Annotated in this window: 28 protein-coding genes; 14 read left to right on the top strand and 14 right to left on the bottom strand. The window is 66.8% G+C overall.

Going from position 1 to position 25,469, the window contains the following annotated elements:
• Positions 1-60 precede the first annotated feature (60 nt).
• From KBY77_RS08460 to rlmN, 3 genes are read left to right on the top strand one after another with little or no spacing between them, the layout of a single operon-like run.
• Positions 61-4,122 carry a DNA-directed RNA polymerase subunit beta' gene (locus tag KBY77_RS08460; RefSeq protein WP_255103126.1) on the top strand — a complete coding sequence of 1,354 codons (4,062 nt, stop codon included), beginning with the start codon at positions 61-63 and terminating at the stop codon, positions 4,120-4,122.
• 5 nt (positions 4,123-4,127) lie between these two features.
• Positions 4,128-4,283, top strand: a complete 156-nt coding sequence (locus tag KBY77_RS08455) for a high light inducible protein (RefSeq protein WP_094554792.1) — start codon at positions 4,128-4,130, stop codon at positions 4,281-4,283.
• A gap of 41 nt (positions 4,284-4,324) precedes the next feature.
• Positions 4,325-5,365 carry a 23S rRNA (adenine(2503)-C(2))-methyltransferase RlmN gene (gene rlmN / locus KBY77_RS08450; RefSeq protein WP_255103188.1) on the top strand — a complete coding sequence of 347 codons (1,041 nt, stop codon included), beginning with the start codon at positions 4,325-4,327 and terminating at the stop codon, positions 5,363-5,365.
• Between the two features lie 16 nt (positions 5,366-5,381).
• Here the strand turns inward: rlmN and KBY77_RS08445 are convergent, their stop codons facing one another.
• The gene (locus KBY77_RS08445) at positions 5,382-6,617 is read right to left on the bottom strand and encodes an AmpG family muropeptide MFS transporter (RefSeq protein ID WP_255103123.1); all 1,236 of its coding nucleotides are present in this window, start codon (positions 6,615-6,617) and stop codon (positions 5,382-5,384) included.
• 163 nt (positions 6,618-6,780) lie between these two features.
• Between KBY77_RS08445 and KBY77_RS08440 the strand changes: the two genes are divergently transcribed.
• From KBY77_RS08440 to KBY77_RS08415, 6 genes are read left to right on the top strand one after another with little or no spacing between them, the layout of a single operon-like run.
• Complete coding sequence (locus KBY77_RS08440) at positions 6,781-6,906, top strand: hypothetical protein (protein ID WP_255103121.1); 126 nt, start codon at positions 6,781-6,783, stop codon at positions 6,904-6,906.
• Positions 6,907-6,911: 5 nt separating this feature from the next.
• On the top strand, positions 6,912-7,736 hold the full coding sequence (locus tag KBY77_RS08435) for a HEAT repeat domain-containing protein (protein WP_255103119.1): 825 nt from the start codon (positions 6,912-6,914) through the stop codon (positions 7,734-7,736).
• A 60-nt stretch (positions 7,737-7,796) separates the two neighbouring features.
• Positions 7,797-8,009 carry a DUF2997 domain-containing protein gene (locus tag KBY77_RS08430; protein WP_255103117.1) on the top strand — a complete coding sequence of 71 codons (213 nt, stop codon included), beginning with the start codon at positions 7,797-7,799 and terminating at the stop codon, positions 8,007-8,009.
• Positions 8,010-8,036: 27 nt separating this feature from the next.
• The gene (locus KBY77_RS08425; protein WP_255103115.1) at positions 8,037-8,429 is read left to right on the top strand and encodes a DUF1257 domain-containing protein; all 393 of its coding nucleotides are present in this window, start codon (positions 8,037-8,039) and stop codon (positions 8,427-8,429) included.
• Entirely contained in the window at positions 8,422-8,856 is a 435-nt protein-coding gene (locus KBY77_RS08420) for a ferredoxin (protein ID WP_255103113.1), read from the top strand. The genes KBY77_RS08425 and KBY77_RS08420 overlap by 8 nt, the downstream gene beginning before the upstream one ends.
• Positions 8,853-10,103, top strand: coding sequence for an aldo/keto reductase (locus tag KBY77_RS08415; protein WP_255103111.1), 1,251 nt, complete (start codon positions 8,853-8,855; stop codon positions 10,101-10,103). The genes KBY77_RS08420 and KBY77_RS08415 overlap by 4 nt, the downstream gene beginning before the upstream one ends.
• Positions 10,104-10,117: 14 nt before the next feature.
• Here the strand turns inward: KBY77_RS08415 and rsmG are convergent, their stop codons facing one another.
• Complete coding sequence (rsmG, locus tag KBY77_RS08410; protein ID WP_255103109.1) at positions 10,118-10,852, bottom strand: 16S rRNA (guanine(527)-N(7))-methyltransferase RsmG; 735 nt, start codon at positions 10,850-10,852, stop codon at positions 10,118-10,120.
• Between the two features lie 56 nt (positions 10,853-10,908).
• Here rsmG and KBY77_RS08405 point away from each other — a divergent pair, with 56 nt between their 5' ends.
• Positions 10,909-11,508, top strand: coding sequence for a J domain-containing protein (locus KBY77_RS08405; RefSeq protein WP_255103107.1), 600 nt, complete (start codon positions 10,909-10,911; stop codon positions 11,506-11,508).
• Positions 11,450-11,716 (top strand): DUF3143 domain-containing protein, encoded by a 267-nt coding sequence (locus KBY77_RS08400; protein WP_255103105.1) that lies wholly within the window; start codon positions 11,450-11,452, stop codon positions 11,714-11,716. The genes KBY77_RS08405 and KBY77_RS08400 overlap by 59 nt, the downstream gene beginning before the upstream one ends.
• A gap of 4 nt (positions 11,717-11,720) precedes the next feature.
• Here the strand turns inward: KBY77_RS08400 and bioA are convergent, their stop codons facing one another.
• Genes bioA through KBY77_RS08370 form a run of 6 tightly spaced genes read right to left on the bottom strand, consistent with a single transcriptional unit; the run spans position 11,721 to position 16,505 of the window.
• On the bottom strand, positions 11,721-12,989 hold the full coding sequence (gene bioA / locus KBY77_RS08395) for an adenosylmethionine--8-amino-7-oxononanoate transaminase (protein WP_255103104.1): 1,269 nt from the start codon (positions 12,987-12,989) through the stop codon (positions 11,721-11,723).
• Positions 12,990-13,008: 19 nt separating this feature from the next.
• Entirely contained in the window at positions 13,009-13,164 is a 156-nt protein-coding gene (locus tag KBY77_RS08390; RefSeq protein ID WP_255103102.1) for a hypothetical protein, read from the bottom strand.
• Complete coding sequence (gene bioD, locus KBY77_RS08385) at positions 13,161-13,799, bottom strand: dethiobiotin synthase (RefSeq protein WP_255103100.1); 639 nt, start codon at positions 13,797-13,799, stop codon at positions 13,161-13,163. The genes KBY77_RS08390 and bioD overlap by 4 nt, the downstream gene beginning before the upstream one ends.
• Positions 13,796-14,620, bottom strand: a complete 825-nt coding sequence (locus tag KBY77_RS08380; RefSeq protein ID WP_255103098.1) for a methyltransferase — start codon at positions 14,618-14,620, stop codon at positions 13,796-13,798. Before KBY77_RS08380 ends, bioD begins: the two co-directional genes overlap by 4 nt.
• Positions 14,620-15,318, bottom strand: a complete 699-nt coding sequence (locus KBY77_RS08375; RefSeq protein WP_255103096.1) for an alpha/beta hydrolase — start codon at positions 15,316-15,318, stop codon at positions 14,620-14,622. Before KBY77_RS08375 ends, KBY77_RS08380 begins: the two co-directional genes overlap by 1 nt.
• Complete coding sequence (locus KBY77_RS08370) at positions 15,315-16,505, bottom strand: pyridoxal phosphate-dependent aminotransferase family protein (RefSeq protein ID WP_255103094.1); 1,191 nt, start codon at positions 16,503-16,505, stop codon at positions 15,315-15,317. Before KBY77_RS08370 ends, KBY77_RS08375 begins: the two co-directional genes overlap by 4 nt.
• 69 nt (positions 16,506-16,574) lie before the next feature.
• Between KBY77_RS08370 and KBY77_RS08365 the strand changes: the two genes are divergently transcribed.
• A complete protein-coding gene (locus tag KBY77_RS08365; protein ID WP_255103091.1) occupies positions 16,575-19,442 on the top strand; it encodes an RNA helicase in 2,868 nt (955 codons plus the stop codon).
• A 45-nt stretch (positions 19,443-19,487) separates the two neighbouring features.
• Here KBY77_RS08365 and purB read toward each other — a convergent pair whose 3' ends face one another.
• The gene (purB, locus tag KBY77_RS08360) at positions 19,488-20,783 is read right to left on the bottom strand and encodes an adenylosuccinate lyase (RefSeq protein ID WP_255103089.1); all 1,296 of its coding nucleotides are present in this window, start codon (positions 20,781-20,783) and stop codon (positions 19,488-19,490) included.
• Positions 20,784-20,839: 56 nt separating this feature from the next.
• On the opposite strand from purB, the gene KBY77_RS08355 reads away from it, so the two are divergent.
• Entirely contained in the window at positions 20,840-21,661 is an 822-nt protein-coding gene (locus tag KBY77_RS08355; protein WP_255103087.1) for a TlyA family RNA methyltransferase, read from the top strand.
• A 68-nt stretch (positions 21,662-21,729) separates the two neighbouring features.
• Here KBY77_RS08355 and KBY77_RS08350 read toward each other — a convergent pair whose 3' ends face one another.
• The 3 genes from KBY77_RS08350 to KBY77_RS08340 all read right to left on the bottom strand — a co-directional run bounded on the left by KBY77_RS08350 (position 21,730) and on the right by KBY77_RS08340 (position 22,664).
• A complete protein-coding gene (locus tag KBY77_RS08350) occupies positions 21,730-22,068 on the bottom strand; it encodes a P-II family nitrogen regulator (RefSeq protein WP_094554775.1) in 339 nt (112 codons plus the stop codon).
• A 30-nt stretch (positions 22,069-22,098) separates the two neighbouring features.
• Positions 22,099-22,332 (bottom strand): hypothetical protein, encoded by a 234-nt coding sequence (locus tag KBY77_RS08345; RefSeq protein ID WP_255103085.1) that lies wholly within the window; start codon positions 22,330-22,332, stop codon positions 22,099-22,101.
• A 137-nt stretch (positions 22,333-22,469) separates the two neighbouring features.
• The gene (locus tag KBY77_RS08340) at positions 22,470-22,664 is read right to left on the bottom strand and encodes a DUF4278 domain-containing protein (RefSeq protein WP_255103083.1); all 195 of its coding nucleotides are present in this window, start codon (positions 22,662-22,664) and stop codon (positions 22,470-22,472) included.
• 266 nt (positions 22,665-22,930) lie between these two features.
• Here KBY77_RS08340 and queF point away from each other — a divergent pair, with 266 nt between their 5' ends.
• Positions 22,931-23,416 carry a preQ(1) synthase gene (gene queF / locus KBY77_RS08335; protein WP_255103081.1) on the top strand — a complete coding sequence of 162 codons (486 nt, stop codon included), beginning with the start codon at positions 22,931-22,933 and terminating at the stop codon, positions 23,414-23,416.
• Here the strand turns inward: queF and KBY77_RS08330 are convergent.
• Entirely contained in the window at positions 23,388-24,710 is a 1,323-nt protein-coding gene (locus KBY77_RS08330) for a cytochrome c biogenesis protein ResB (RefSeq protein WP_255103079.1), read from the bottom strand. The genes queF and KBY77_RS08330 overlap by 29 nt on opposite strands.
• Positions 24,707-25,450, bottom strand: coding sequence for a cytochrome c biogenesis CcdA family protein (locus KBY77_RS08325; protein WP_255103075.1), 744 nt, complete (start codon positions 25,448-25,450; stop codon positions 24,707-24,709). Before KBY77_RS08325 ends, KBY77_RS08330 begins: the two co-directional genes overlap by 4 nt.
• Between the last annotated feature and the right edge of the window lie 19 nt (positions 25,451-25,469).

Raw genomic sequence — 25,469 nt, 5'->3', positions numbered from 1 at the left:
CACGTCTTCGACTTCACCTGGTGAACCAGGTCTTTTCTCCGGTCTTTTTTGCTCGCTTCCATGACCACCACTCCTTCCAAGCCCAATGCCCAGGATCGCCGCGCTCCCCTGAGCAAGGAAGCGCCGCGCTTCCGCAACCGGGAGATCGACAAGAAGGCCCTGCGCAACCTCGTGGCCTGGGCTTACAAGCACCACGGCACAGCAGCCACGGCCTCCATGGCCGACGATCTCAAGGACCTGGGCTTCCACTACGCCACCCAGGCAGCGGTTTCGATCTCTGTTGAAGATCTGCGCATTCCCTTTGAGAAAGCCCGTCTGTTGGAGGAGGCGGAGCAGCAGATCACCGATACCGAAGAGCGCTACCGACTGGGGGAAATCACCGAGGTGGAGCGGCACACCAAGGTGATCGACACGTGGACTGAAACCAATGAGCGGTTGGTGGAGGAGGTCAAGAAGAACTTCAACGAGAACGACCCTCTCAACTCGGTCTGGATGATGGCCAACTCAGGCGCCAGGGGCAATATGTCTCAGGTGCGTCAGTTGGTTGGCATGCGCGGTCTGATGGCCAACCCCCAGGGGGAGATCATCGACTTGCCGATCCGCACCAACTTCCGTGAGGGACTCACGGTCACGGAATATGTGATCTCCTCCTACGGCGCCCGTAAGGGTCTGGTGGACACGGCCCTGCGCACCGCCGACTCGGGCTACCTCACCCGCCGCCTGGTGGATGTGGCTCAGGATGTGATCGTGCGAGAGGACGACTGCGGCACGACCCGCGGAATTCCCATTCACGCCGATGAGAAGGGTCGATTCTTCGCAAAACTCGTGGGCCGTCTGGCGGGTGAGCCCGTCCTCGGCTCAGACGGCTCCCTGCTGGTCGATCGCGACGGACAGATCGACCATGAGCTTTCCCGGCTGATCGAAGCCGCTGGCGTCAAGACAGTTGTCGTGCGCTCGCCCCTCACCTGCGAGGCCGCGCGATCGGTTTGCCGTAAGTGCTACGGCTGGGCCCTGGCCCACAACGAGCTGGTGGATCTGGGCGAAGCGGTGGGCATCATCGCCGCCCAATCGATCGGTGAGCCCGGCACCCAGCTGACGATGCGTACTTTCCACACCGGTGGTGTGTCCACGGCCGAAACCGGCGTGGTGCGCTCCTTGGTGGCCGGAACAGTCGAATTCGGTCCCAAGGCCCGCGTGCGCGACCACCGCACCTCCCATGGTGTTGAGGCCCATCTCTCCGAAACCGATTTCACCCTTTCGGTGAAACCGAGCGGCAAGGGCAGGATCCAGCGCCTTGACATCACCGCCGGTTCTGTACTTTTCGTCGCCGATGGTGATGAGGTTCCCTCCGACATGGTGCTGGCCCAGATCTCTGCCGGCGTCGCGGTGCACAAGAGTGTGGAGAAGGCCACCAAAGATGTGATCTGCGATCTGGCAGGTCAGGTGCGCTATGAAGATGTGATCCAGCCCCGCGAGTCGACTGACCGCCAGGGCAACATCACCCTCAAGGCCCAGCGCCTCGGGCGGCTCTGGGTGCTGGCGGGTGATGTCTATAACCTTCCTCCCAATGCCCAGCCGGTGGTCAAGGGCAACACCGCCGTCACCACTGGTGAAGTGCTGGCGGAAAGCCGTCTGGTGAGTGAGCACGGAGGTTCGGTGCGCCTGCGCGATTCCACCGGGGATTCCCGCGAAGTGCAGATCGTCACAGCCAGCCTCACCCTCAAGGACTGCAAGCTGGTGGGTGAATCAACCCATTCCGGAGAGATCTGGCACCTGGAGGGTAAGGACAACATCCGTTACCTGCTCAAGACCCAACCGGGTAGCAAGATCGGCAGTGGTGAGGTGATCGCCGAGCTGGCCGATGACCGCTTCCGCACCCAGACCGGTGGACTGATCAAGTACGCCCCCGGCCTCTCGATCAAGAAAGCTCGCTCCGCCAAGAATGGTTACGAGGTGTCCAAGGGGGGCACTGTGCTCTGGATTCCCCAGGAAACCCATGAAATCAACAAGGACATCTCCCTGTTGATGATCGAAGACGGCCAGTGGATCGAGGCTGGCACCGAAGTTGTCAAGGACATCTTCAGCCAGACGGCCGGAATCGTGACCGTGACTCAGAAGAACGACATCCTGCGCGAAATCATCGTGCGATCTGGAACGCTTCATCTGGTCAGCGATGCCAAGATCCATGCGCGCTACAGCGACGAAGGTCGTCTGCACAATCCTGGCGAAGAGATCGCCCCCGGGCTTGTTCCTGAGTCGATGGTCTTCATCGAGTCCGTCGACACTCCCGAGGGCGGCGCCCTGCTGCTGCGGCCTGTTGAGGAATACCCCATTCCCGACCAGGCTCACCTGCCCGAGCTGGGCAGCGTCAAGCAGAACGGCGGTCCCTTCCTGGGGCTCAAGGCTACCCAGCGCCTCACCTTCAAGGACGGTGAACTGATCAAGTCGGTGGACGGAGTCGAGCTGCTTCGCACCCAGCTGATCCTCGACACTTTCGACACCACTCCCCAGATGACGGTGGATGTGGAGGCTGTCCCCGATAAACGGGCCAAGACGATCGAGCGCCTGCAACTGGTGATCCTCGAAACCTTGCTGGTCCGCCGCGACACCCTCTCCGATGCCAGCCATGGTTCCACCCACACCGAACTGCAGGTGGAGGACGGCAGCAGCGTCAAGAGCGGCGATGTGGTCGCCACCACCCAGATCCTCTGCAAGGAAGACGGTGTGGTGCAACTGCCTGATCCGGTGGAAGGGGAGCCGGTACGTCGTCTGATCGTCGAGCGTGAGGGCGACACCCGCGACCTCGATATCGGCAGCGCTGAGTTGGCCGTGAATGTGGGCCAGCGTCTGGTGGATGGCGAACCTCTCGCCAGCGGTATCGAGGCTCCCTGCTGCGGTCAGGTGGAAGCTATCGCCGGCAGCCTTATCACCATCCGTCTGGGCCGTCCTTACATGGTCTCGCCGGATTCGGTGCTGCATGTCCGCGACGGTGAGCTTGTTCAGCGGGGAGATGCCCTGGCGCTGCTGGTGTTCGAGCGCCAGAAGACCGGAGACATCGTCCAGGGTCTGCCCAGGATCGAAGAGCTGTTGGAAGCCCGCCGACCGCGGGAATCCGCAGTTCTCTGCCGCAAACCCGGCACCGTCACCATCAAGCAGGGCGAAGACGACGACTCAATCACTGTCTCCGTGATCGAGCATGACGATGTCAGCACCGACTATCCGATCCTGCTCGGGCGCAATGTGATGGTGAACGACGGCCAGCAGGTGACAGCCGGTGAAATGCTCACCGATGGTCCGATCAATCCCCACGAACTGCTGGAGTGTTACTTCGAGGACCTCAGAAGCCGCAAGCCCTCGATGGAGGCGGCCCAGGAGGCCATCTCCAAGCTGCAGTTCCGCATGGTCCAGGAAGTGCAGAACGTCTACAAATCCCAGGGGGTCACCATCGATGACAAGCACATCGAAGTGATCGTGCGCCAGATGACCAGCAAGGTACGCATCGAGGATGCCGGTGACACCACCCTGCTCCCCGGTGAGCTGATCGAGCTGCGCCAGGTGGAGCAGGTGAACCAGGCGATGGCCATCACCGGCGGCGCCCCCGCTGAGTTCACACCGGTTCTGCTGGGTATCACCAAGGCCTCACTCAACACCGACAGCTTCATCTCCGCCGCCAGCTTCCAGGAGACCACCCGGGTGCTCACGGAAGCGGCGATCGAAGGCAAGAGTGACTGGCTTCGGGGTCTGAAGGAGAACGTGATCATCGGCCGCCTCATCCCTGCCGGTACCGGATTCGGTGGCTTCGAGGAGGAACTTCGCGCTGAAGCCGGACCCCACCCCGACATCCTCGACGAGGAGGCCGGCAGTTACCGCCGTGTGGCCAACCTCCGTCCGGACTACACCGTGGAGATGCCTGCTGCGGCCCCTGTCACCAAGGCGGTGCTGGAGGACCCTTCCGAGGACGAGCTCGATGCGGTCCGCAGCAAGCGGGGCATCGAAGCGGCTGCCAGCTCTTTTGCTGCCTTTGCCCGGCCGGCCCAGGAGGAAGGACTGGAGGAAGAGCTCATCCCTGATCCCGCGGCCCTTGAGGGTCTGCAGGAAGAGGGTCTACTCACGGAGGACTGAACCCCTTGCTGAAACCCACGCTTGTTCCGAAGCGACGCCTGCCCCGCTTCGGCTTCCACACCCACACGGAGCGTCTGAATGGCCGGCTGGCCATGCTCGGTTTCATCGCCCTGGTGGCGGTGGAGCGGTGGCTAGGCCATGGTCTGCTGATCTGGTCGTGATCGTCGAGGCCCCCTTGCCCCAACCCGTGCCCCTGCTGGGAATGGGCCTGGGCGAACTGGAGGCCTGGGCCATCAGTCAGGGGCAGCCCGCCTTTCGTGGACGCCAGCTGCATGACTGGATCTACACCAAGGGGGTCCGGCACCTGTCCGAGATCAGTGCGCTGCCCAAGGCCTGGCGCGAGAGTCTGGCGGCTGGGCCCGACCCTGCTGGCGCCGATCTGATCGGCCGCTCCAGGGAACTCCAGCGCCGGGTGGCTCAGGACGGCACCACCAAGCTGCTGCTGGGGACTGCCGATGGTCTCAGCCTCGAAACCGTGGGCATTCCCTCGCGCGATCGCCTCACGGTCTGTGTCTCAAGTCAGGTGGGCTGTCCGATGGCCTGTCGCTTCTGTGCGACTGGCAAGGGCGGCCTGCAACGCTCCCTGGCGGTGCATGAGATCGTCGATCAGGTGCTGTGCGTGCGCGAGGTGATGGAGCGCCGCCCCAGCCACGTGGTGTTCATGGGCATGGGCGAACCTCTGCTCACGATTGATTCGGTGCTGGGGGCCATTCACTGCCTCTGCACCGACCTTGGTATGGCTCAGCGCCAGATCACGGTGAGCACCGTGGGGGTGCCCAGCACTTTGCCCACCCTGGCCGAGCTAGCCCTCGAGCGGCTTGGCCGGGCCCAGTTCACCCTGGCGGTGAGCCTGCATGCCCCGGATCAGGGTCTGCGGGAGCAGCTGATTCCCACCGCCCATGCCTACCCCCTGGAGGATCTGCTCGACGACTGCCGCCGCTACGTGGAGATCACGGGCCGGCGAGTGAGCTTTGAGTACATCCTGCTGGGAGGACTCAACGACCATCCCCGCCAGGCAGCGGCCCTGGCGTCGCTGTTGCGTGGGTTCCAGAGCCACGTGAACCTGATCGCCTACAACCCGATCGAGGAGGAAGACTTTCAACGTCCCAGCCCCGAGAGGGTGGAGGCCTTCCGGCGGGTGCTGCTGGACCGACATGTGGCAGTGAGCGTGCGCGGCAGCCGCGGCCTCGACGAGGATGCCGCCTGCGGTCAACTGCGCCGCCGTACCGTCGCCGCGGTTTGATCGGAGGGGAGCTTGCTCATGTGGGATCCCGCTTCGGGTCGAAGGCGCCCTTGGCGCCGCTGCCGTTCCAGGGCGTGAGCCGCGTCATCAGCAGAAACGCCGGCAGGGAAGCAGCGGCGGTGAACAGGAAGAAGCTCGGCCAGCCCACCCGCTCGGCCACCACCCCGGCGGGCGCTGCCAGCACCGAGCGGCTCATCGCGTAGACGCCTGAGAGCAAGGCATATTGAGTGGCGGAGAAGCGGGGATTGCAGAGGCTCATCAGCAGAGCCACGAACACCGCGCCCACCATGCCGCCGGAGAGGTTCTCGATGCTCACGGCCGTGATCAGACCCGCCAGCCCGCTGCTGAAGCTGGCCAGAGCCCAATAGCTGAGGTTGCCGATTGCTCCTGCGGCGGCGAACAACCAGAGCGAGCGGTTCATCCCCAGGCGACTGAACAGCCATCCACCCAGCACCGTGCCGGCGATGGTGGCGCCGATCGCCCAGCCTCCCTGCACCAGGCCGATGTCGGCCGCGCTGAACCCCTTGGCGGTGAGGAAGGGGATGGCCATTGCACTGAGCAGACCGTCGGGCCAGCGGTAGAGCAGCACCAGCAGAAGCAGCTGCCATGCCCGGTTCGGGCCGCTGCGGCGCAGGAATTCCCGTGCTGGGCCAAGGACCGCCTGCCTCAGGCTGGTTACCGGGTGCTGGATCGGGGTCAGCCGTGGCGCCGCGAGTGTGAACGGCACCACCGCCGCCATCAGTGCGGCTGCGCCGAGAAAGGCCACCGGCCAACCGAACCGCCCCGCCAGGAGGAAGCCTCCTGCTCCGATCGCGAGCATGGCGCTGCGGTAGCCAAGCGAGGCCGCCGCTGCCCCCGGACCGCGCTCCAGTTCTGGCAGCAGGTCGGTGCGGTAGGCGTCCACGGCGATGTCCTGGGTGGCGCTGCAGACCGCCAGCACCAGGGCCATCAGCCCGATCGCGGCAAGACTGGCCGGATCAAGGCTTGGGCGCAGCAGGGCCATGCTGCCGATCACGACCACCAAGGTGAGCTGCAGCAGCAGCAGCCAGCCGCGGCGGCGGTCCGGCCAGGGGATCGGCCAGCGGTCGAGCAGCGGCGCCCAGAACAGCTTCAGGGTGTAAGGCAGCTCCGCCAGCGGGATCAGCCCGATCAGAGCCAGCGGCACCTGGCTGGCGCTCAGCCAGCCCTGAAGCAGCCGACTGCCAACCATGTAGGGGGTGCCGCTGGCCACGCCCTGGGCAGCGACGGCCATCAGCCGCTGCCAGGTGGGACCTGCGGCCTCTGGGAAGGATCCAGGACTGGAATCAGACGGCACAGCAGCGGCACGGTTGGCCGAACCCTACGGAGCGACCCGCCGGGGTCAAGCCGGCAGGCCGCGGCCTGCCTTCAGAATGACCTGGAAATGTGGTCCAGCTGTGTCGTTCTTCCGCTCCGTCCTGCTGCCGTTGGTGATCGTGGCCCTGTTTGCCCTGGCGCTGTTCGCGGTGAGTGCCAGGATCTGGTTGCCGGGTGACATGGCCGCCCCCGCTCCGATCGGCTGAGGGCCATGACCGACCAAGCCAATCCTGATCCCGGGGTTTCCCCGCCCCCCTACTCCTACGGTCCAGCTGAGCTGGCCTTCGACCCGGAGTTGCTGGCCGGCGAACTCGCCCAGGAGCTGCTGGGCGATCCGCTCGAAGACCTTGATGCACTCGAGCCCGCCGAGTCGGATATCGCCGCGGAATGTGACCTGGGGCTGGAGTGGCTCAAGGGCGGCCATGACCAGCGCATGCAGGGGTTGCGCATCTTCTGTGAACACCGCGATCCCCGGGCGATTCCGCTGTTGCTGCCCCTGCTGGAGGCCACCTGTCCAATCCTGCGCATGAGCGCGGTCTATGCCCTGGGCCGCAATCCGGATCCCCGTGCCGTGGCGCCGCTGCTGGCCTTGCTGCAGGACGACAGCAACGGCTATGTGCGCAAGGCGGTGGCCTGGAGCCTGGGCAACTACCCCGAGTCGCCCGTGCTCAACCCCCTGATCCGCTCCCTCCAGACCGACATCGCCGCAGTGAGACTGTGGGCGGCGGGGTCGCTCGCGGATGTAGGGGGCACAGGGGCGGCCAAGGCCGATCAGGCCGCCGCCCAGTTGCTCGTGAGCCTGCGCATCGATTCCGAGCCCGTGGTGCGCAGCAACAGCGCCTGGTCGCTCGGACGCCTCTTCGATCACCTGGTGGATCCACGCCAGGCGGAACTGGTGGAAACGCTGGTGGCGGTGATGCTTCAGGACGGTGATTCCACGGTGCGGGACGAGGCGCGGGTGGCTTTGGAGCAGTTGGAGCGTCCGGCGGTGCTGGAGCGGCTGCAGACCCTTGTGGAGGACGGCTTGATCCACTGATTCGGCCACCGGCAGCGGCAGGGGAACGTGGTTAACATTTGCGCACTTGAGTGAGCCTGGATGGCCCAGACCACCATTCGCTTCCGTATTCGCCCCGATGGGCGAGTCGAAGAGCTTGTGGAAGGTATCCAGGGTGCAGCCTGCCAACAGCTCACCGAGCGGATCGAGCATCAACTCGGTTCGTTGCAGCAGCGCCGCTCCACCTCCGAGGCCTTTCAGGCCGCAGCGCAGTCCTTGACCACCTCTTTGAGCGTGCACCAGCGCTCCACCTGAGTTTCACCCGTTTCTTTGGTCGCTCCGATGTCCCACTTCAGCATCGTCAAAACAGAACTTCGCGATCGTGCGGCCCTTCTGGAGGCTCTCCGGGATCTCGGCCATGAACCCGAGCTGGGGGAGCGTCCAGTTCGCGGATACCGCGGCCAGACCGTGCTCGCCGATCTTGCACTTACCCGCGACGACGGCTGCGATATCGGCTTCCGCTGGAATGCCGAATCCGGTAGCTATGAGCTCGTCACCGATCTGGAGATCTGGAAGCAGCCGATCCCTGTGGAGCGGTTCCTCGCCCAGATCACTCAGCGCTATGCCCTGCGCAAGGTCCTGGCGGCATCTGCTCAGGAGGGCTTCCAGGTGAGCGAGCAGACCTCCAGTCTCGACGGTTCGATTGAACTGGTGGTGACTCGCTGGGATGGCTGAGGCCAGCTGCCCCGCCATTGCCGCCCACACTCAGACCCAGCGCGAGGTGGATCCATCCCTGGCTTTTGCGGCACCCGCCCGCTCCCAGGAGCAACCCAGCGGTCATGAGCCACTGCTCGGTGGGAATCTGCGACAGCAGGCCGTCTGGGTTGATGAGGCCGTCTGCATCGGCTGCCGCTACTGCGCCCATGTGGCCGGCAACACCTTTCTGGTGGAGACGTTATGGGGGCGCTCCCGGGCGATCCGCCAGGACGGAGACAGCACCGAAACCATCCAGGAGGCGATCGACACCTGTCCCGTGGATTGCATCCATTGGGTGTCCTACGAAGATGTTCCCCAGTTGGAGGATCGGTTGCGCTCACAGGAGCTGCTGCCGTTGGGTTATCCCAGCCAATCCCGGGTTCAGCGCACCTTGCCGCGCCGATGAAGTCGCTGGATAGCGCTGGGCTTCGCTCGACGTTGTCCCTGGATTCGCCCCTGCCCACCCGGCGCTTCGGACGGACGGAACTGGCCATGCCGGTGCTGTCGCTTGGGGGGATGCGCTACCAGCAGAGCTGGAACGACCTTCCGGCCGGAGAGATCACTGCAGAGAGCCAGGCCAACCTGCGCGCCACTCTCGAGAAGGCCGTGGCAGGCGGATTTCATCACATCGAAACCGCCCGCCATTACGGAACCTCTGAGCGGCAACTGGGTGATCTGCTGCGGGAGGTGCCCGATCCCCAGCGCATCCTGCAGACCAAGGTGCCGCCCCATGAGGATCCCAGCCAGTTCGAAGCGGAGTTGGAGCTGAGCTTCGAGCGGCTGCGCATCGAGCGGCTTGATCTGCTCGGCATCCATGGCCTCAACCTGCCCGAGCATCTGGAGCAGACCCTGAGACCGGGCGGCTGCCTGGACGTGGTGCGGCGCTGGCGGGAGCAAGGCCGCATCGGCCATGTGGGCTTCTCCACCCACGCGCCACTGCCGCTGATCCTGGAAGCGATTGCCAGCGATGCCTTCGATTACATCAATCTGCATTGGTACTACATCCGCCAGGACAACCGCCCGGCCCTTGAGGCTGCCCGCCACCACGACATGGGTGTCTTCGTGATCAGCCCCACCGACAAGGGTGGCCACCTGCACAGCCCCTCCGCCCGGATCCGCGGGCTGTGCGCGCCACTGCACCCGATCGAATTCAACGACCTGTTCTGCCTGCGGGAGGAGGCGATCCATACGCTCAGCGTGGGCGCCGCTGGTCCGGCTGATCTCGACCTGCACCTGCAGGCCGTGGCGCGGTTGCCCGAGGCCGAGCGCTGGCTGGCCCCAGTGCAGGAGCGGCTGGAGCGCGCCCGGCTCGAGGCCCTCGGCGCCGATTGGCTCGAGAGTTGGAGCGATGGTCTGCCCAGCTGGGAGGCCACACCCGGAGGGCTCAACCTGCCTGTACTGCTCTGGCTGCACAACCTGCTGGCGGCCTGGGAGTTGGAGGGATTTGCCCGCGCCCGCTACGGCCTGCTGGGCCAGGGGGGGCACTGGTTTCCCGGCGCCAATGCCGATGCCCTTGACCAGGAGGTGAGCGAAGCTGATCTCCTGGCGGTGCTGGGGGCCAGCCCCTGGGCCCAGCGCATTCCGTCCCTGCTTCGCGGCCTGCGCGAGCGCCTGGGGGGTACCAGCGTCCGCCGGCTGATGGCCGACGACTGATCAGCTGATCTGGTTCAGGCCAGGGGTTGCTTCGCGGGCAGACCCACGGCCCTGGGATAGTTGACGGGGCAGGGGGCGATTGGTCTCAGTACAACCGCATGGCGCACGCCCCGCCCGCCCGGCAGGTCGATCCGCTCCACCCTCTCCACTTCGGCGCACAGGCTGGAGGCGGCCCGCTCCAGGTCGGCCAGATCCTCTCGGCTCCAGTGGCCGCGGTAGAGCAGGGCCCTGCCGCTGGCATTCAGCAAGGGGACCAGATACTCCGCCACCACCGGGGCGGAGGCCACGGCCCGCGCCATGGCCCAGTCCTGGCGGCCGCGGCAGGCTCGGCTGTGGCCGGTGGTCTCCGCCCGCTCCCAGCGCACCTCCACCCGTTCGCCCATGCCCAGGCTGGCGGCCATGGCCTTCACCGCTTCAGCCTTGCGCCCGACGGAATCCACCAGAGTGAGGCGTGCGGCCGGGAGGGCGATCGCCAACGCCAGGCCGGGGAAGCCGCCACCGGTGCCCACATCGATGCAGCGCAGGGGCTGCGATGGGGTTTGGAGCTGGTCGCGCCAGGGCCAGAGGCTGTCGTACACCTGGGCGATCCAGTAGTCGTCGCCATCGACCAGACGGGTGAGGTTGAGGCGAGTGTTCCATTGGCGCAGGTGCTGCTGCAACGCCATCAACAGCTGCAGCTGCTCTGGGGTCGGCTCCCAGCCCAGGCTGTCCCAGAGGCCAGCTGGAACCGGATCGGCAGGAGCCGTCATCACTGCAGCAGAAATGGAGAAGCTCTCTAGGATCTCGCAACCATGGCGCGTGGTTGGTGGCAGGCGGCGAGCACCCGGTCACGGGCCCATCTCTTTATGCCCTGCTTGGTCTGCCGAGCACTGCCACGGCCCAGGACCTGAGGCAGGCTTTTCGTTCCCTCAGCAAGCTCTACCACCCCGACACCACCACCCTGCCGCTGGCCGAGGCCCGGGACCAGTTCCGGCTGCTGCAGGAGGCCTACCTGGTGCTGGGGGACCCCCAGCGTCGCTCCGCCTACGACAGCCAGCTGCGTCTGGCCCTGCTGCAGCGCGTTCAGGCTCTCAGCCCACCGACCGCCACTCCTGCTCCTGGGCCGGGGCCGATGCTACCAGGGCCGCTCTCGCCGCGTCGCCCCCTCTCAGTCCGGCGGGCCTTCTCGGGGGGGGAATGGTTCGCCCTGGTGCTGCTGGCCCTGGCCCTGCTCTTCAGTCTGGTGCTCGGCCTGGGCCTGGCCTGGTGGCGCGGGGTGGAACTGGTCACCCAGCCCCCGGGCAGCGGCCCTGCCGCTGACCCGATCGAGCGGCAGACTGAAGGCTCGATTGCACGCTTGCCTGGGGATGATCTCCTTACCCCCCCTGCAGACTCCGCTTTACAACCACCCACTTCCGGCTCTTGAGCAGTGGCTGAGTGATCTGGGCGCCTGCCGGGACCACGCCGAGCCCTGCCTTTGGGATCTGAGACAACCGTTATGGAGTGCCCGCATCGAGCTGGAAGTCGAGGAGCTCAAAGTGAGCTGGGAGCACGGGGGCAGAGTCACGGTGCGCCTGTTCCCCTATGGCCTCAGCCGCGCCGACGTGGAATCGGCGATCCTGGCCGGCCCCTGAGGCCTCAATTCAGCTGGTCGAGACCTGAGCGGATCACGGTGTAGCAGTCCTGCAGCTGCTGGTCGCTGAGGCAAAGCGGCGGCAACAGGTAGACCACATGGCCCAGGGGCCGCAGGAACACCCCGGCCTTGAGGGCATGGCGCTGCAGCTGGCGGCCGGCGGGATGTAGATAGCCCGGCCGCTCCACCGCCAGATCGAAGGCGGCGATGGTGCCGCACAACCGTGGCCGCTGCACCAGGGGATGGACAGCCAGGGCCTGGAGATGGGGCCTGTGACGGGCCTCGAAGCCTTCGTGGAGCGCGGGCTGATGAAGCAGCAGATCCAGGCTGGCGTTGGCGGCGGCGCAGCCGAGTGGATTGGCCGTGAAGCTGTGGCCGTGGTACAGGGTGTGGCTTGGGTCGTCGCTGATGAAGCCCCGGTAGATCCGCTCGCTCGCCAGGGTGACGCCCATCGGCAGGAAGCCGCCGGTGAGGCCCTTGGACAGGGCCACCAGATCGGGGTGGATCCCCGCACGATCGCAGGCGAAGAGGGCACCGGTGCGTCCGAACCCCGTCATCACCTCATCGGCGATCAGCAGGGCACCGGCCTGACGCACCAGTTGCTCCAGCTTCCGCAGGAAGCACTCCCGCACCATCGCCATACCGCTGGCGCCCTGCACCAGGGGCTCGAGGATCACCGCGGCCGTGGGTACCTCCAGCAGCCGCTCCAGCGTCGCCAGCGCCTCAGCTTCCTTGCCCTCCACGTCCTGATCGTCCCACCAGGTTGCGGGCCAGGGGGCCCGGGCCACCGGCGAGAGCAGGGGCTCGAACGGAGCAGAAAACAGGGAGCGCTCCCCCAGGGCCATGGCCCCGAAGGTGTCGCCGTGGTATGCCCCCTCGAAGGCGATCAGCTGACGCCGTTCGGAGCCCTGGTTGCGCCACCACTGCCAGGCCATCTTCAGGGCCACCTCCACGGCGGTGGATCCGTCGTCGGAGAAGAACAGCCGCTCCAGACCGGTGGCGGCGCTGAGCCGCTCGGCCAGGCGCTCAGCGGGGGGATGGCGGAAGTTGGCGAAGATCACCTGCTCCAGCCGCAGGGCCTGCTCCGCCACCGCCGCGGCGATGCTGGGTTCGCCATGGCCGTGCAGGGTCACCCACCAGCTGCTGATGGCGTCGATCAGCTGACGGCCGTCGTCGAGTTCGAGCATGGCGCCGCGGCCGGCCACCGCCCGGAGGGGGGGATCGGCTTGGGCCACCTGGGTGGTGGGGTGCCAGAGATGGGGATGCCAGCTCAAGGGTTGGGCTGCAGCAGCTTCAGCGGCACCGCTTCTCCAGACGGGCCGATTCCGAGGCCCACGGTCCGCAGTTGAACCAACGCACCATCCCGATTTCCACATCGGTGAACAGCACCAGGATGCCCGTGCAGAGCAGGGCTACTGACGCGCTGACCAGCAGATTGCCTCGTGTCATCGGGCCAGGTTACGGGCCAGACCACTGGCCTGCCATTGCTCGGCCAGGGCTTTGCGATCAAGCCGGGGCAGGGGGGGTAGACAGGCCAGTACCGGCGCCCCGCTCAGGGCCTCCAGGGTGCGGGGGTTGTCGGGGTGGGTGGGGCCGTTGAGCACCAGACCCAGCAGGGGAATCGCTCTGTTGCGCAGGGCTTCCACCGAGAGCAGGGTGTGGTTGAGGGTGCCCAGGCCGCTGCGGGCAACCAGCAGCACCGGCAGGCCCCAGCGCTGGATCTGATCGATCTGGAGGCTGTCGATGCGCAGGGGTACCAGCAGGCCGCCGGCGGTCTCAACCACCAGAGGACCCTTCACAGGGGGCAGCGCCAGCCGCTCCAGCTCGATGGGCCGCTGCTCCAGCTCCCCGGCCCAGTGGGGTGAAACCGGATGGTTGTAGCGGTAAGCCTCGGGGAGGAGACGCTGGGCGGCTTCGCTGGGAGTGAGGCCGAGCATGGCCGCGACCCTGGCGGTGTCGCCCCCCTCCTCGAGGCCGCATTGCACCGGCTTCCAGTAGTGGGCCCCGATTCCCTCCACCAGCAGAGCACTTACCACGGTCTTGCCCACATCGGTGTCGGTGCCGCAGACCACCAGGCTCGTCATCGCTTCGGCTCCTTCGGGGGTTGGCGGCCGATCAGCAGCAACACCTCCCAGCTCAGGTGCTTGTGGCCGACACGGTCCTGGGGCCAGTGGGCCTCCAGCTTCCGCCAGTCCCCGACCCCCAGTGGGGCTGCGTCGGTGGTGCCGGCCCCCATCGCCCCCATGGGCCGCAGCAGGGCCCCGCCCCTGGGGCCGCTGCGGCTGTAGCGCAGGGGCGCGCACAGCCGCAGTTCCAGGCGCGGGGCGGCCACGGCCAGCAAGCGGGGCAGTTCGGGCAGGGCCAGGGCGGTGCATGGCACGCCGGCGGCGGCCGCTGCCTGGCGCCATTGGGGGAAGCTGCCGGCGGTGGGGACGGCCAGTCCCAGCCAGCCGCCAGGCGCCAGGGCATCGCACCACTGGCGCAGGCTGGCGGCGGGATCCTCCAGCCAATGCAGCGCGAAGCTCGAAACCAGCAGTGCCGCCCCGCCCAGACCCTCGGGCAATCCGTCGTTGAGGTCCCAGACACGCTGGGGCGCTGAAGCCAGCGGCGCGGCAACCCCGGCGCAGTCTTGGCGGGCTCCCTGCTTCAGCAGGGCCTCGCAGGCATCGAGCCGCAGCAGGGTGCAGCCGGGACGCTGTTGCTCCAGGGCCTTGCTGAGCAGCCCGGTGCCGGCCCCCAGATCCGCCCTCGGCCCCGGCGGGAGAGCCAGGTCGCGGCAGTGACGGGCCAGCCGCCAGGCCACGGCCCGTTGCAGGCTGGCGGCTGCGTCGTAGTGGCGGGCACGGCGACTGAAGGCCTGCCGTACGCGCTGGGCCATCGAGGGGGCTGACTGGAGCAGGACCATCAGCGGCAGGCCTCCAGCCAGTTCAGGACGGGACCCACCAGATCGCTGCCCAGCAGGCTGTGGCCAACGCCGGCCAGGGACCAGCACTCTGCGGTCGGCAGGGCCTGGACCAGGGCTGCGCGGCTTTCGGGGGCCACGATGCGATCGGCACCGGCCTCGACGATCAGGCTGCGGGCGCCGGCGGGGAAAGCGGGGGGCACAGCGGTGCACTGCTCCAGCAGGAGCAGATCCTGGCGCAGCCGCTCCACTCCCTCGGCCGGTATGGCCCCGGAGGAGGGTCCAGCCGGCAGCAGCTCCACCGGCGCGGGAGCGGCGGCTTCGCGCAGGAAGTCGTTGAGCATGGCGGCGCTGTCGCCGGCCTCGAGGCGCTGGCCCATGCCGCGAAGGGCCTGCCGCCAGCGCCGGCCGTTGGGCCCGGCGGGCACGAAACCCCCGAAGCTGGCCAGCAACACCACCACCTCCGCTGCCGCCAGCACCGGCGCCGGCAGCAGATGCAGCCCGAGGGAATGCACGATCACAGCCCTGGGGCCGCTCTGCTCCGGCCAGTGGGGGGTGCTGGGGACCAGCTGGCCGTAGCCTCGCTCACCGCTCTGCCAGCTCCAGCCCCGGCTGGCCGCGGCCTCCTGCCAGGGACGCCATGCACGGCTGTCGCCGGCCCAGCCGTGCATGGCGATCAGGTCCAGGGCAGGACGACTCATGGGACGGGTGCGTGAGGCCAGGCGGCCAGGGCGTGGAGCAGGCGATCAAGGCTCCCGTGGGGCAGGTCGCGGCGCAGCACCAGCCGCAGGCGAGCCGTTCCAGCCGGCACCGTGGGCGGGCGGATCGCCACCGTCAGCAGCCCGGCCTGCTCGAGGTGGCGCTGGAGGTCGAGGGCGAGGGCATCATCGCCGACGTGCAGCGGCAGGACCGGACCCTCGCCTGGGGGGCGCCGCCAGTGGGCGGCTTCGAGGCCATCCCGCCAACGCTGCGCTCGCCGCAGCAGGGCGATGCCCTGGTCAGCATCGGCTTGGAGCCGCTCCAGGGCCGCCAGGGCTGCGGCCGCCAGTGGCGGAGCCAGGGCGGTGGTGTAGCGGAAGGCGCCGGAGCCCTGCAGCAGCCATTGGCCCACGACTCCATCGGACGCGAGGAAGGCCCCGCCAGCACCGAAGGCTTTGCCGAATGTGCCGCTGATCAGGCTCACTCCCGCCAGGCCCCAGGCCAACCCGCGGCCGCCGGGGCCAAGCAGTCCCAGGGCATGGGCTTCGTCCACCAGCAACAGGGCGCCGAACTCCTGGCAGGCCGCGGCGATGCCAGCCAGATCGGGGGAGGTTCCTTCCATGCTGAACAGGCTTTCGCTCACCACCAGCCGGCGCCGGCCCGGCTCGTTCTGGGCCCCGCGCTCCAGCAGGTGGCGCAGGTCACTCAGATCGTTGTGGCGAAAGCGCCGCAGCTGGGCGCCGCTGGCCTGGATCCCCACCAGCAGGGAGTGGTGGATCAGCCGGTCGGCGATTACCTCGCTGTGGCGGTCGGCCAGGGCCAGCACCGCGGCCAGGTTGGCCTGAAAGCCGCTGGGGAAGAGCAGTACCCGCTCGCGCCCCAGCCACTCGGCCAGAGCCGTCTCGAGGTTGTTATGGCAGGGTCGCGTGCCGCTCACCAGCCGTGATCCGCCGCAGCCCACCCCGTCGCTCTGGATCGCGGCCATGGCCGCCGCCTTCAGGCTGGGGTGGGCGCTGAGTCCGAGATAGTCGTTGCTGGCCAGATCGAGCAGGGGCCCCTGGGACGGGCCGGCTTCGCCCGGCAGGAGGGTGGCGTCCGGGCCGGGGCGGAATGTGCGCAGCCGCCGTTGCCGCTCCGCGGGAACCCGGCTAAGGGCCTGCTGGATGGAATCGAGCGGATCACGGGCCACGCGGAAGTCAACGCCAGGGCAGTTGCACTAACCCCACTCTGCTTGCTGGACAGCCCATAAGATTGGATGATGCAAACCGCCGGTTCCGACGCTCCACCTGATCCGGCGGCGGCCCGAGAACGTTCAGCCGACAACAGCACTCAGGAGGCGGTGAAGGGACTGCCCGCCGATCCAGCCGAGATTCCGCCCCTCGATCAGCTCTTCCCCTTCCCTCTTGATCCCTTCCAGCTGGAGGCGATCGACGCTCTCAATCAGGGACATTCGGTGGTGGTGAGTGCACCCACCGGCTCCGGCAAAACGCTGGTTGGGGAGTACGCCATCCACCGTGCCCTTGCCCATGGGCAGAAAGTCTTTTACACCACGCCCCTCAAGGCCCTCTCGAACCAGAAGCTGCGCGATTTCCGGGAGCAGTTCGGGGCGGATCGGGTGGGGCTCATGACCGGCGATCTGAGCGTGAACCGCGAGGCGCCGATCGTGGTGATGACCACCGAGATCTTCCGCAACATGCTCTACGCGGAGGTGGACCGGGGTGACGATCCCCTCGCCGATGTGGAGGCGGTGGTGCTTGATGAGTGCCACTACATGAACGACTCCCAGCGCGGCACGGTGTGGGAGGAATCGATCATCCATTGCCCGCCGCCGGTGCAGCTGGTGGCCCTCTCGGCCACGGTGGCCAATGCCGGGCAGCTCACCGACTGGATCGAGCGGGTGCATGGCCCCACCACCCTGGTGGTGAGCGACCACCGGCCGGTGCCGCTGGCCTTCAGTTTCTGCAGCGCCAAGGGCCTGCACCCCCTGCTCAACGAGCAGGGCACGGGCCTGCACCCCAACTGCAAGGTGTGGCGGGCCCCCAAGGGGGAGCGGCGCAAGGGCAGGAGTCCGAAACCGCCCCAGCCGGAGGCGGCGCCGCTGCCCTTCGTGGTGGCCCAGATGGCCGAGCGCGACATGCTGCCGGCGATCTATTTCATTTTCAGCCGCCGCGCCTGCGACAAGGCGGTGCGCGATCTGGGACGCGTCTGTCTGGTGAGCGAGCCGGAGCAGGCCCGGATCGTGGCCCGGCTAGACGCCTTCGTGGCCGCCACACCCGAAGCGGTGCGGGAGGGGGGCCACGCCGAAGCTCTCACCCGAGGCATCGCCGCCCACCATGCCGGCGTGCTGCCGGCATGGAAGGAACTGATCGAGGAGCTGTTCCAGCAGGGGCTGATCAAGGTGGTCTTCGCCACTGAAACCCTGGCGGCAGGCATCAACATGCCGGCACGTACCACGGTGATCTCGGCCCTCTCCAAACGCACCGAGCGGGGCCATCGCCCGCTGATGGGCAGCGAGTTCCTGCAGATGGCTGGCCGGGCCGGACGGCGCGGGCTGGATGTGCAGGGCTATGTCGTCACGGTGCAGAGCCGTTTCGAGGGTGTGCGCGAGGCAGGAGAACTGGCCACCAGCCCCGCCGATCCGCTGGTGAGCCAGTTCACCCCCAGCTACGGCATGGTGCTGAATCTGCTGCAGCGCTACGACCTGGCCAAGGCCCAGCAGCTGGTGGAGCGCAGTTTCGGGCGCTACCTGGCCACTCTGGATCTGGCGGAGGATGAATCCAGGATCGCCTCCCTGCGCGCCCAGCTGGCGCAGCTGGCGGGGCCCACCGCCGACATCCCCTGGGAGGAATTCGAGGCCTACGAGAAGCAGCGCGAGCGCCTGCGCGAGGAGCGGCGGATCCAGCGCATCCTGCAGCAGCAGGCGGAAGAAACCCTGGCCCACGAGCTCACCCTGGCGCTTCAGTTCGCCAGCGAAGGCACCCTGGTGAGCCTGAAAGCCCCCCAGCTGCGGGCCCGGGTGACCCCAGCAGTGATCGTGGCCAAGCAGCAGGGCTCCGGCCAGTTCCCGCTGCTTCTCTGCCTCACCGATGAGAATGTCTGGATCCTGGTTCCATGTCATGGGGTGGTGAGCCTCCATGCCGAGCTGAGCTGCCTTCAGGTTGATTCGATCCCGGCACCTCGCCTTGACCATGCCGGTGAGCTGCGCCATGGCGATAACGTCAGTGGTGGACTGGCCTTGGTGGTCGCCTCGATGGCCCGCCGCCACGACATGCATACCCCCCAGTACGACCTGGCGGGAGAGGTGCGCAGCCAGGCGCAGCTTGTGCAGCAGCTGGAGGAGGAGCTGGAGCAGCATCCCGCCCACCACTGGGGCGACCGCCGCCAGCTCAAGAAGCAGCGGCGGCGTATGGAGGAACTCGGCGAGGAGATCGAGGAGCGCCAGAGGCTGCTGCACCACCGCGCCAACCGTCACTGGGATACGTTCCTGGCCCTGATCGAGATCCTGCGTGCCTTCGGGGCGCTGGCCGGGGCCGAGGGCCTGGAGCCCACTGAGGTGGGCCGCACCGTGGCGGTCCTGCGCGGCGACAACGAGCTGTGGCTGGGCCTGGCCCTGATGAGCGGTCATCTCGACGAGCTCAACCCTGCTGAGCTGGCTGCCGTTCTCGAGGCGATCAGCACCGAAGTGAATCGTCCGGATCTCTGGAGCGGCTTTCCGCCGCCGCCACGGTCAGAGGAGGCCCTGCACGATCTCGGTGGCCTGCGCCGTGAACTGCTTCGTCACCAGGAGCGGGCCCAGGTGGTGGTGCCGGCCTGGTGGGAGCCTGAGCTGATGGGGTTGGTTCATGCCTGGGCCCGTGGCAGCAGCTGGAACGACGTGATCGCCAACACCTCCCTCGATGAAGGCGACATCGTGCGCATCCTGCGCCGCACCGTCGATCTGCTGGCCCAGGTCCCCTACGCCGAAGCGATCAGCGAGCAGCTCCGCACCACCTCCCGCAAAGCGCTCCAGGCGATCAACCGTTTTCCGGTGTGTGAATTCATCGACCTGGGTAACCAGGTCGTACCTGTCCCCTCCCTTGTTCCGGCAACCCCTGCAACAGAACGCCCAGCCCCTCAAACGGCCTGATCGCAGAACCCTCAGCAGAACGGGGGGATTGCCAACCCAGCAGGCTCAGATTCCCAGCCGCTCCCAGATCACATCCAGCTGGGCCCGGTGCAGCTCGGTGGAGAAACAGGCGTCGAGCTGAGCGGCGTTGAGCCGTGCGCTCACCTCGGGGTCAGCGGACAGATTGGCGCGGAAGTCACCGCCTTCGCGGTTCCATGCTTCGTGGGCATGGCGCTGCACTATCCGGTAGGCATCCTCCCGGCTGAGACCGCTCTCCACCAGGGCCAGCAGCACCCGTTGGCTGAACACCACCCCGCCATAGACATTGAGGTTGCGGCTCATGTTCTCGGGGTAGACCCCGAGGCCCTTCACCACCTCCGTCATCTCCCGCAGCATGAAGTGCAGCGTGCAGGAGCAATCAGGCAGCATCATCCGCTCTACGGAGCTGTGGCTGATGTCGCGCTCGTGCCAGAGGGCCACGTTCTCCAGGGCCGCGATCGTGTAGCTGCGCAGCACTCGAGCCAGACCGCTGATTCGCTCGCTGCGGATCGGATTGCGCTTGTGGGGCATGGCCGAGCTGCCTTTCTGTCCCTTGGCGAAGTTCTCCTCCACTTCCAGAACATCCGTGCGTTGCAGGTTGCGGATCTCGGTGGAGAACCGTTCCAGGGAGGTGCCCACCAGTGCCAGGGTCTGCACGTATTCCGCATGGCGATCGCGGCCGATCACCTGGGTGCTGGCGGTGTCGGGCTCCAGGCCGAGGCTGGCGCAGGTGAGGGCCTCAACCTGGGGGTCGGTGTTGGCGTAGGTGCCCATGGCCCCGCTCACCTGACCCACCGCCACCACCTGGGCCAGTCGTTCCAGTCGCTCCCGGTTCCGCTCCGTCTCCGCCAGCCAGCCAGCCACCTTGAAGCCGAAGGTGATCGGCTCGCCATGGATCGCATGGGAGCGGCCGATCATCACCGTGTCCTTATGCTCCGCCGCCAGGGTCCGCAGTGCGGCGGCCAGCTGATCGAGCTCTTGGCGCAACAACGCCACCGACGCTTTCAGCTGCAGGGCCAGGCCCGTGTCGAGCACATCGGAGCTGGTCATACCCACGTGGATGTAGCGGCCCGCATCGCCCACGTGCTCATTGACGTTGGTCAGAAAAGCGATCACGTCGTGGCGCACCTCCGCCTCGATCTCCAGAATGCGAGGCACATCGAAGCGGGCCCGCTCGCGGATCGCGGCCATGGCCTCCTTTGGCACCCGGCCCAGCTGGCAGTTTGCGCCGGTGGCAGCGATCTCCACATCCAGCCAGCTCTGGAATTTGGCCTCTTCGCTCCAGAGGTTGCCCATCTCGGGCAGGGTGTAACGCTCGATCAAGGCCAGCGCGTGGCAACGTCCTGGTCAATCTATGGGTCGACCCCAACGGGATCCCTATGGCAGGCAAGCAGCGACTCGATCAGCACCTGGTGGCGCTTGGGCTGGCCGCGAGCCGTCAGCAGGCGCAGCAGTTGATCCGTGCCGGACGGGTGCGCAGTGGTGATCGGGTGCTCGACAAGCCCGGCCAGGAGGTGCCGGCTGAGCTGAGACCCGAGGTGAGCCACCCACCCCGCTTTGTCTCCCGTGGCGGTGAGAAGCTGGTGGCGGCCCTGGAGGCCTTTCCCCTGCAGCTGCCGGGACGCATCTGCCTAGATGGTGGCATCTCCACCGGCGGCTTCAGCGACTGCCTGCTTCAGCATGGGGCCGAGCGGGTGTACGGCATTGATGTGGGCTACGGCCAGACCGCCTGGAGCCTGCGCACCGACCCCAGGTTGGTGCTGCGCGAGCGCACCAACCTGCGCCGCCTCACACCCGAGGAGCTCTATGGCCCCGATGACCCCTGGCCCGACCTGGCCGTGGCCGACGTGTCGTTCATCTCCCTGGCCCTGGTGCTTCCGGCCCTGCGGGCTCTGCTCAAGCCAGCCGCCGTCGAGGCCGTGCTGCTGGTGAAACCCCAGTTCGAGGTGGGTCGCGAGCGGGTGGGCAAAGGCGGTGTGGTACGTGAGCCTGGCGCCCATGCCGATGCCATCACGGCCGTGATCCGAGCGGCTGCAACGCATGGCTTGTGGCCCTGGGGCCTGATCGCCTCACCGCTCACCGGCCCCGCCGGCAACCACGAATACCTGCTCTGGCTGCGGTCCAAGCAGGAGCCCGCAGGCGAGCCGGTGACGCCCGACTCGATCCGCGCCCTGGTGCACCGCACTCTCTCCACTGGCTGACCACAAAAAAACCGGAGATCTGATCGATCCCCGGCTGAAGGTGCTGAGCCTGTCTCTGAGTGCTGGCGTCAGATAGCTGTGCTGTCGCGGTCGCCGGTGCGGATGCGGATGACAGTCCCTATGGAGCTGATGAAGATCTTGCCGTCGCCGATCTCGCCGGTGCGGGCTGCGTCCTGGATGGCGGTGACCACCGTGTCCACCCGGTCGTCGTCGACCACCACTTCCAGCTTCAGTTTCTGCAGGAATTCCACAGTGAATTCAGAACCGCGGTAGCGCTCCACCTGGCCCTTCTGCCTGCCGAAGCCGCGCACTTCACTCACCGTCATGCCAACGATGCCAGCGTTCACCAGGGCCACCTTGACATCTTCCAGCTTGAAAGGGCGAATGATGGCCTCAACTTTTTTCATGGAGTCTCCAATGATTCGGATTTAAGTCTCTCAGGAGTGATCGCTGAGAGGAAGGGAAAGGTTGGGGATGCGGTTGACTCGGAGCCCTGCGGACAGGGCATCCTGACAAAGCCGATCGGCGGAGCTTGGACTCACCTGAACCCTGCCGGTGGCCAGGTGGGACCAAACGGCATCGTCGAAATGGGTCTGGAGCCAGACCATCCCCAGGGCCGACTGGGGCTTGAGGCGAAAGCCGCCGTGACTGCTGGCGAGGAGGAGGTCCATAAGGAAGACCCTGCGCACTGGGGCCATTAGGCCTGAGTGCGCAGGGCTTCGGCGTAGCTGTTGCTACGGGGCGGCAGGCTGACGCAACTCAGCCGTGAGGCTGACGCAACTCAGTCATCCTCAAGGTGCAGTTGGTTCTACTGCTGCTGGCGGTGGTGATAGATGTGCCCGCGGTAGTGAAGATCAAGGTTTTCATCCACCAGCCGGGGCTCATGCTTCAGCGGCATGCGGTAGTGAACGCCTCTGTACACATGCTCCACTGGTTCGAGGCTGGGGAGGGAGTGGTGGGTGGTGTATGGGACACCCCGGTAGACAAGTTGGCCTGCGGTCATGGTTTGGAGCCTCGAAGGGATTCAGATCACTGACCCCCTGGGGTCGGTGCCGCTTCGTGGGAAGGAGCGTTGCTTCGCCTCGCGGGGGGCTACTTCCGACAGGAGGGCCCGGAGGCTCTCCGTAACGTCCAACGTTTTGTCCTTCGGATCATTTCTAGCGAAAACGGCTGTTCATGGCGAACAAAGGTTGAGTCTGCTTCAGTAATCTTTACTGATTTGCCGTTCCTACGATCGGCAGAACGTCTTTTCTCCTCCTGCGACCGCTGATGCCGTCCCCATTCACCACCTCCACTCCAGCTGCCACCACAGCAGCCACTCCAGCCGCCACCACCGCTGCGGCCAACGAGGAGCTCCAGGAGGGCACCGTCAGCCCGCACTACGGCGAGCGGCAGATCAGCGAGGAAGCGCCGCTGATCTGCTTCGACAACCCCCGCCGTGGGCGCGCCTACGAGGTGGCGATTGAGCTGCCGGAGTTCACCTGCAAGTGCCCCTTCTCCGGTTATCCCGATTTCGCTGTGCTGCGCCTGATCTATCAACCCGGCCCCAGCGTGCTTGAACTCAAGGCTCTCAAGCTCTACGTGAACGGCTGGCGCGATCGGAGCATTTCACACGAAGAGGTGGCCAACCGCATTCTCGATGATCTGGTGGCCGCTGCTGAGCCTGTCTGGATGCAGCTAGAAGCCGATTTCAATCCGCGCGGCAATGTGCACACGGTGATCCGTGTCAGCCACGGCCAGCGACAGGACTGCTGAGCTCGGATGCCGCTTTCAGTTGCTCCAGCAGCAGCGGCAATTCGTTGGCCAGGGCCGTGAGGCTGCGGTTACAGAGCCCGCCGACGTGCAGCTGGCCCTGATCGTCATCTGCAATGGCCCAGAGCTGGCGCGTAGCGATCAGGCTCAGGCCACCGCCCAGCAGGGCAATGGCGAAACCGCCGTACACCAGGGGGACCCCCGGATCACGCTTCAGCAGCAGTCCGCTGGCGGGCATCACCTCAACCACCTTCAGGGGCAGGCCACCTATCTCCAAGGGCTCTCCACCAGGGGTGATCTGGCCGATCAGCTGGGCCTGGGCCGAGTACACATCGATGGGTCCCATCTCGCTGCTGAGGGCCAGCAGCACCGGTTCCGATCCGTCAGGCCGTGTGGGCAGGGCCAGTCCCCATACCTGCTCTCCCAGCTCAGGGAGGCTGCGCAGAGGCAGCTGCAGCAGGGGACTGCGCCCCAGTTGCACAGTGATAGCCGCCAGCGACCAGTCGGCTTGGTAGACAGTCATCCCCCGGAAGCGCAGGGGATGGTTGACGCTGATCTGGCTGCGCTGCAGCGGTTTCCCCTCAGCATCGAGCAGGCGCAGCTCGGAGCGGAACTGCTCTGGACGTCCGGCTGGATCCCGATCGATCCGGAACGAGTCGACCGCCAGGGTCATCTGGTTCACACCTCGCTGGTTCAGCAGTTGCAGGTCATGGCCCGGGGCCAGGAAGCGTTCGAGCCGCTGCCCCGCCAGAGCCCCCCACGAGGCCCCCACCATCAGCACCACCAGGCCGGCATGAACCAGCAGGGGTCCCACCCGACCGAGAATGCCGCGCCGGGCCGCCAGCCGATCACCCTGGATCTTCAGCTGCCAGCGCTGGTTTCGCAACAGCTGGGCCAGGGCGTCGAGGTCGGTCCTTGGCTGGGCCGTGGGCAGGGATTCGGCCAGGCTCAATTTGCTGAGCTGGCGTGGGGAGCGGTAGTCGATCCAACGCAGGGCAGCCTGTAGAGCGGGCCACTGGCGCCGCCAGCTGCAGAGCACCAGCGAGAGCCCCAGCCAGGCGAGCAGGGCCAGGAACCAGTTGCTTGCATAGACGTGGTCAAGTTCGAGCTTCAGGATCCAGTCGCCATCAAGCAGCCCCAGCCAGGGCTTGGCGTCGTAAGCCTGGTGGTAGGCATCCGCCGTTTCCTGCTGGGGAATGATTGTGCCCAGACCGCTGGCCAGGGCGATCACAAGCAGCAGACCTATGGCGAGGCGCAGATCCGAGATCCAGGCGGCGAGGCGGCTGAGGGACCTCATGGCAGCTGGGCCAGCAGGGTCAGGCCGCCGCTGGCGAGCAGCACCACGCCACTGATCGGCGGGATCCATCGGCTGCGTTCGCGCAGGGCGAGGAGCCTGGGCATCGCTGCGGCCGCCGTGCCCGCCAACATCAGGGGAATCACCTGGCCGGCTCCGAAGCAGGTGAGCAGAAGCATGCCCACCACAGGGTGTCCCTGCTGGGCGATCCAGGCCAGCAACACTGCCAATACAGGCGTTGTACAGGGACTGGCCGCCAGGCCGAAGGCGGCTCCGGCCGCCAGGGGTGCCAGGGGGGTGGGTACTCGCTGGCGCCAGAACTCGGGATCGGGGCCGGCCGGCAGGGGCAAACGCACCAGCCCCAGCAGGTTCAGGCCCATCACCACCGCCAGCAAAGCCACCACGGTGGGAACCACCCCGGGCACCTGGCCATAGAGCTTCCCGAGCAGGGAGGTGGTGCCCCCCAGAAGTACCAGGGCCGCCACGATTCCCGCCGCAAAACTGAGGCTGCGCTGCCAGGGGCGCCCAGGCGCTTCCGGTCTGGAGAATCCGGCCATGTAGGCCACTGTGATCGGCAGTAGCGAGAGTGAGCAGGGACCCAGGCTGGTGACCAGGCCGGCGCTGAACACCACCGTGAAGGTGAGAGGCCCTGGCGTTGAGAGGGAGCGCTGAAGCAGCTGCTCACTCCAGAGGGCTAGATCCGAGAGGGGCAGGCCGAAGCCGTTCATCCGTGTCCTGGTCATCCGGAACGGCGGCAGGCCT

It is taken from the genome of Synechococcus sp. Cruz-7E5, from assembly GCF_024345995.1.
GTDB lineage: Bacteria > Cyanobacteriota > Cyanobacteriia > PCC-6307 > Cyanobiaceae > Regnicoccus_A.
The sequence above is the reverse complement of the archived record's forward strand: the minus strand, read 5'-3'. Positions and strand labels throughout refer to the sequence as shown.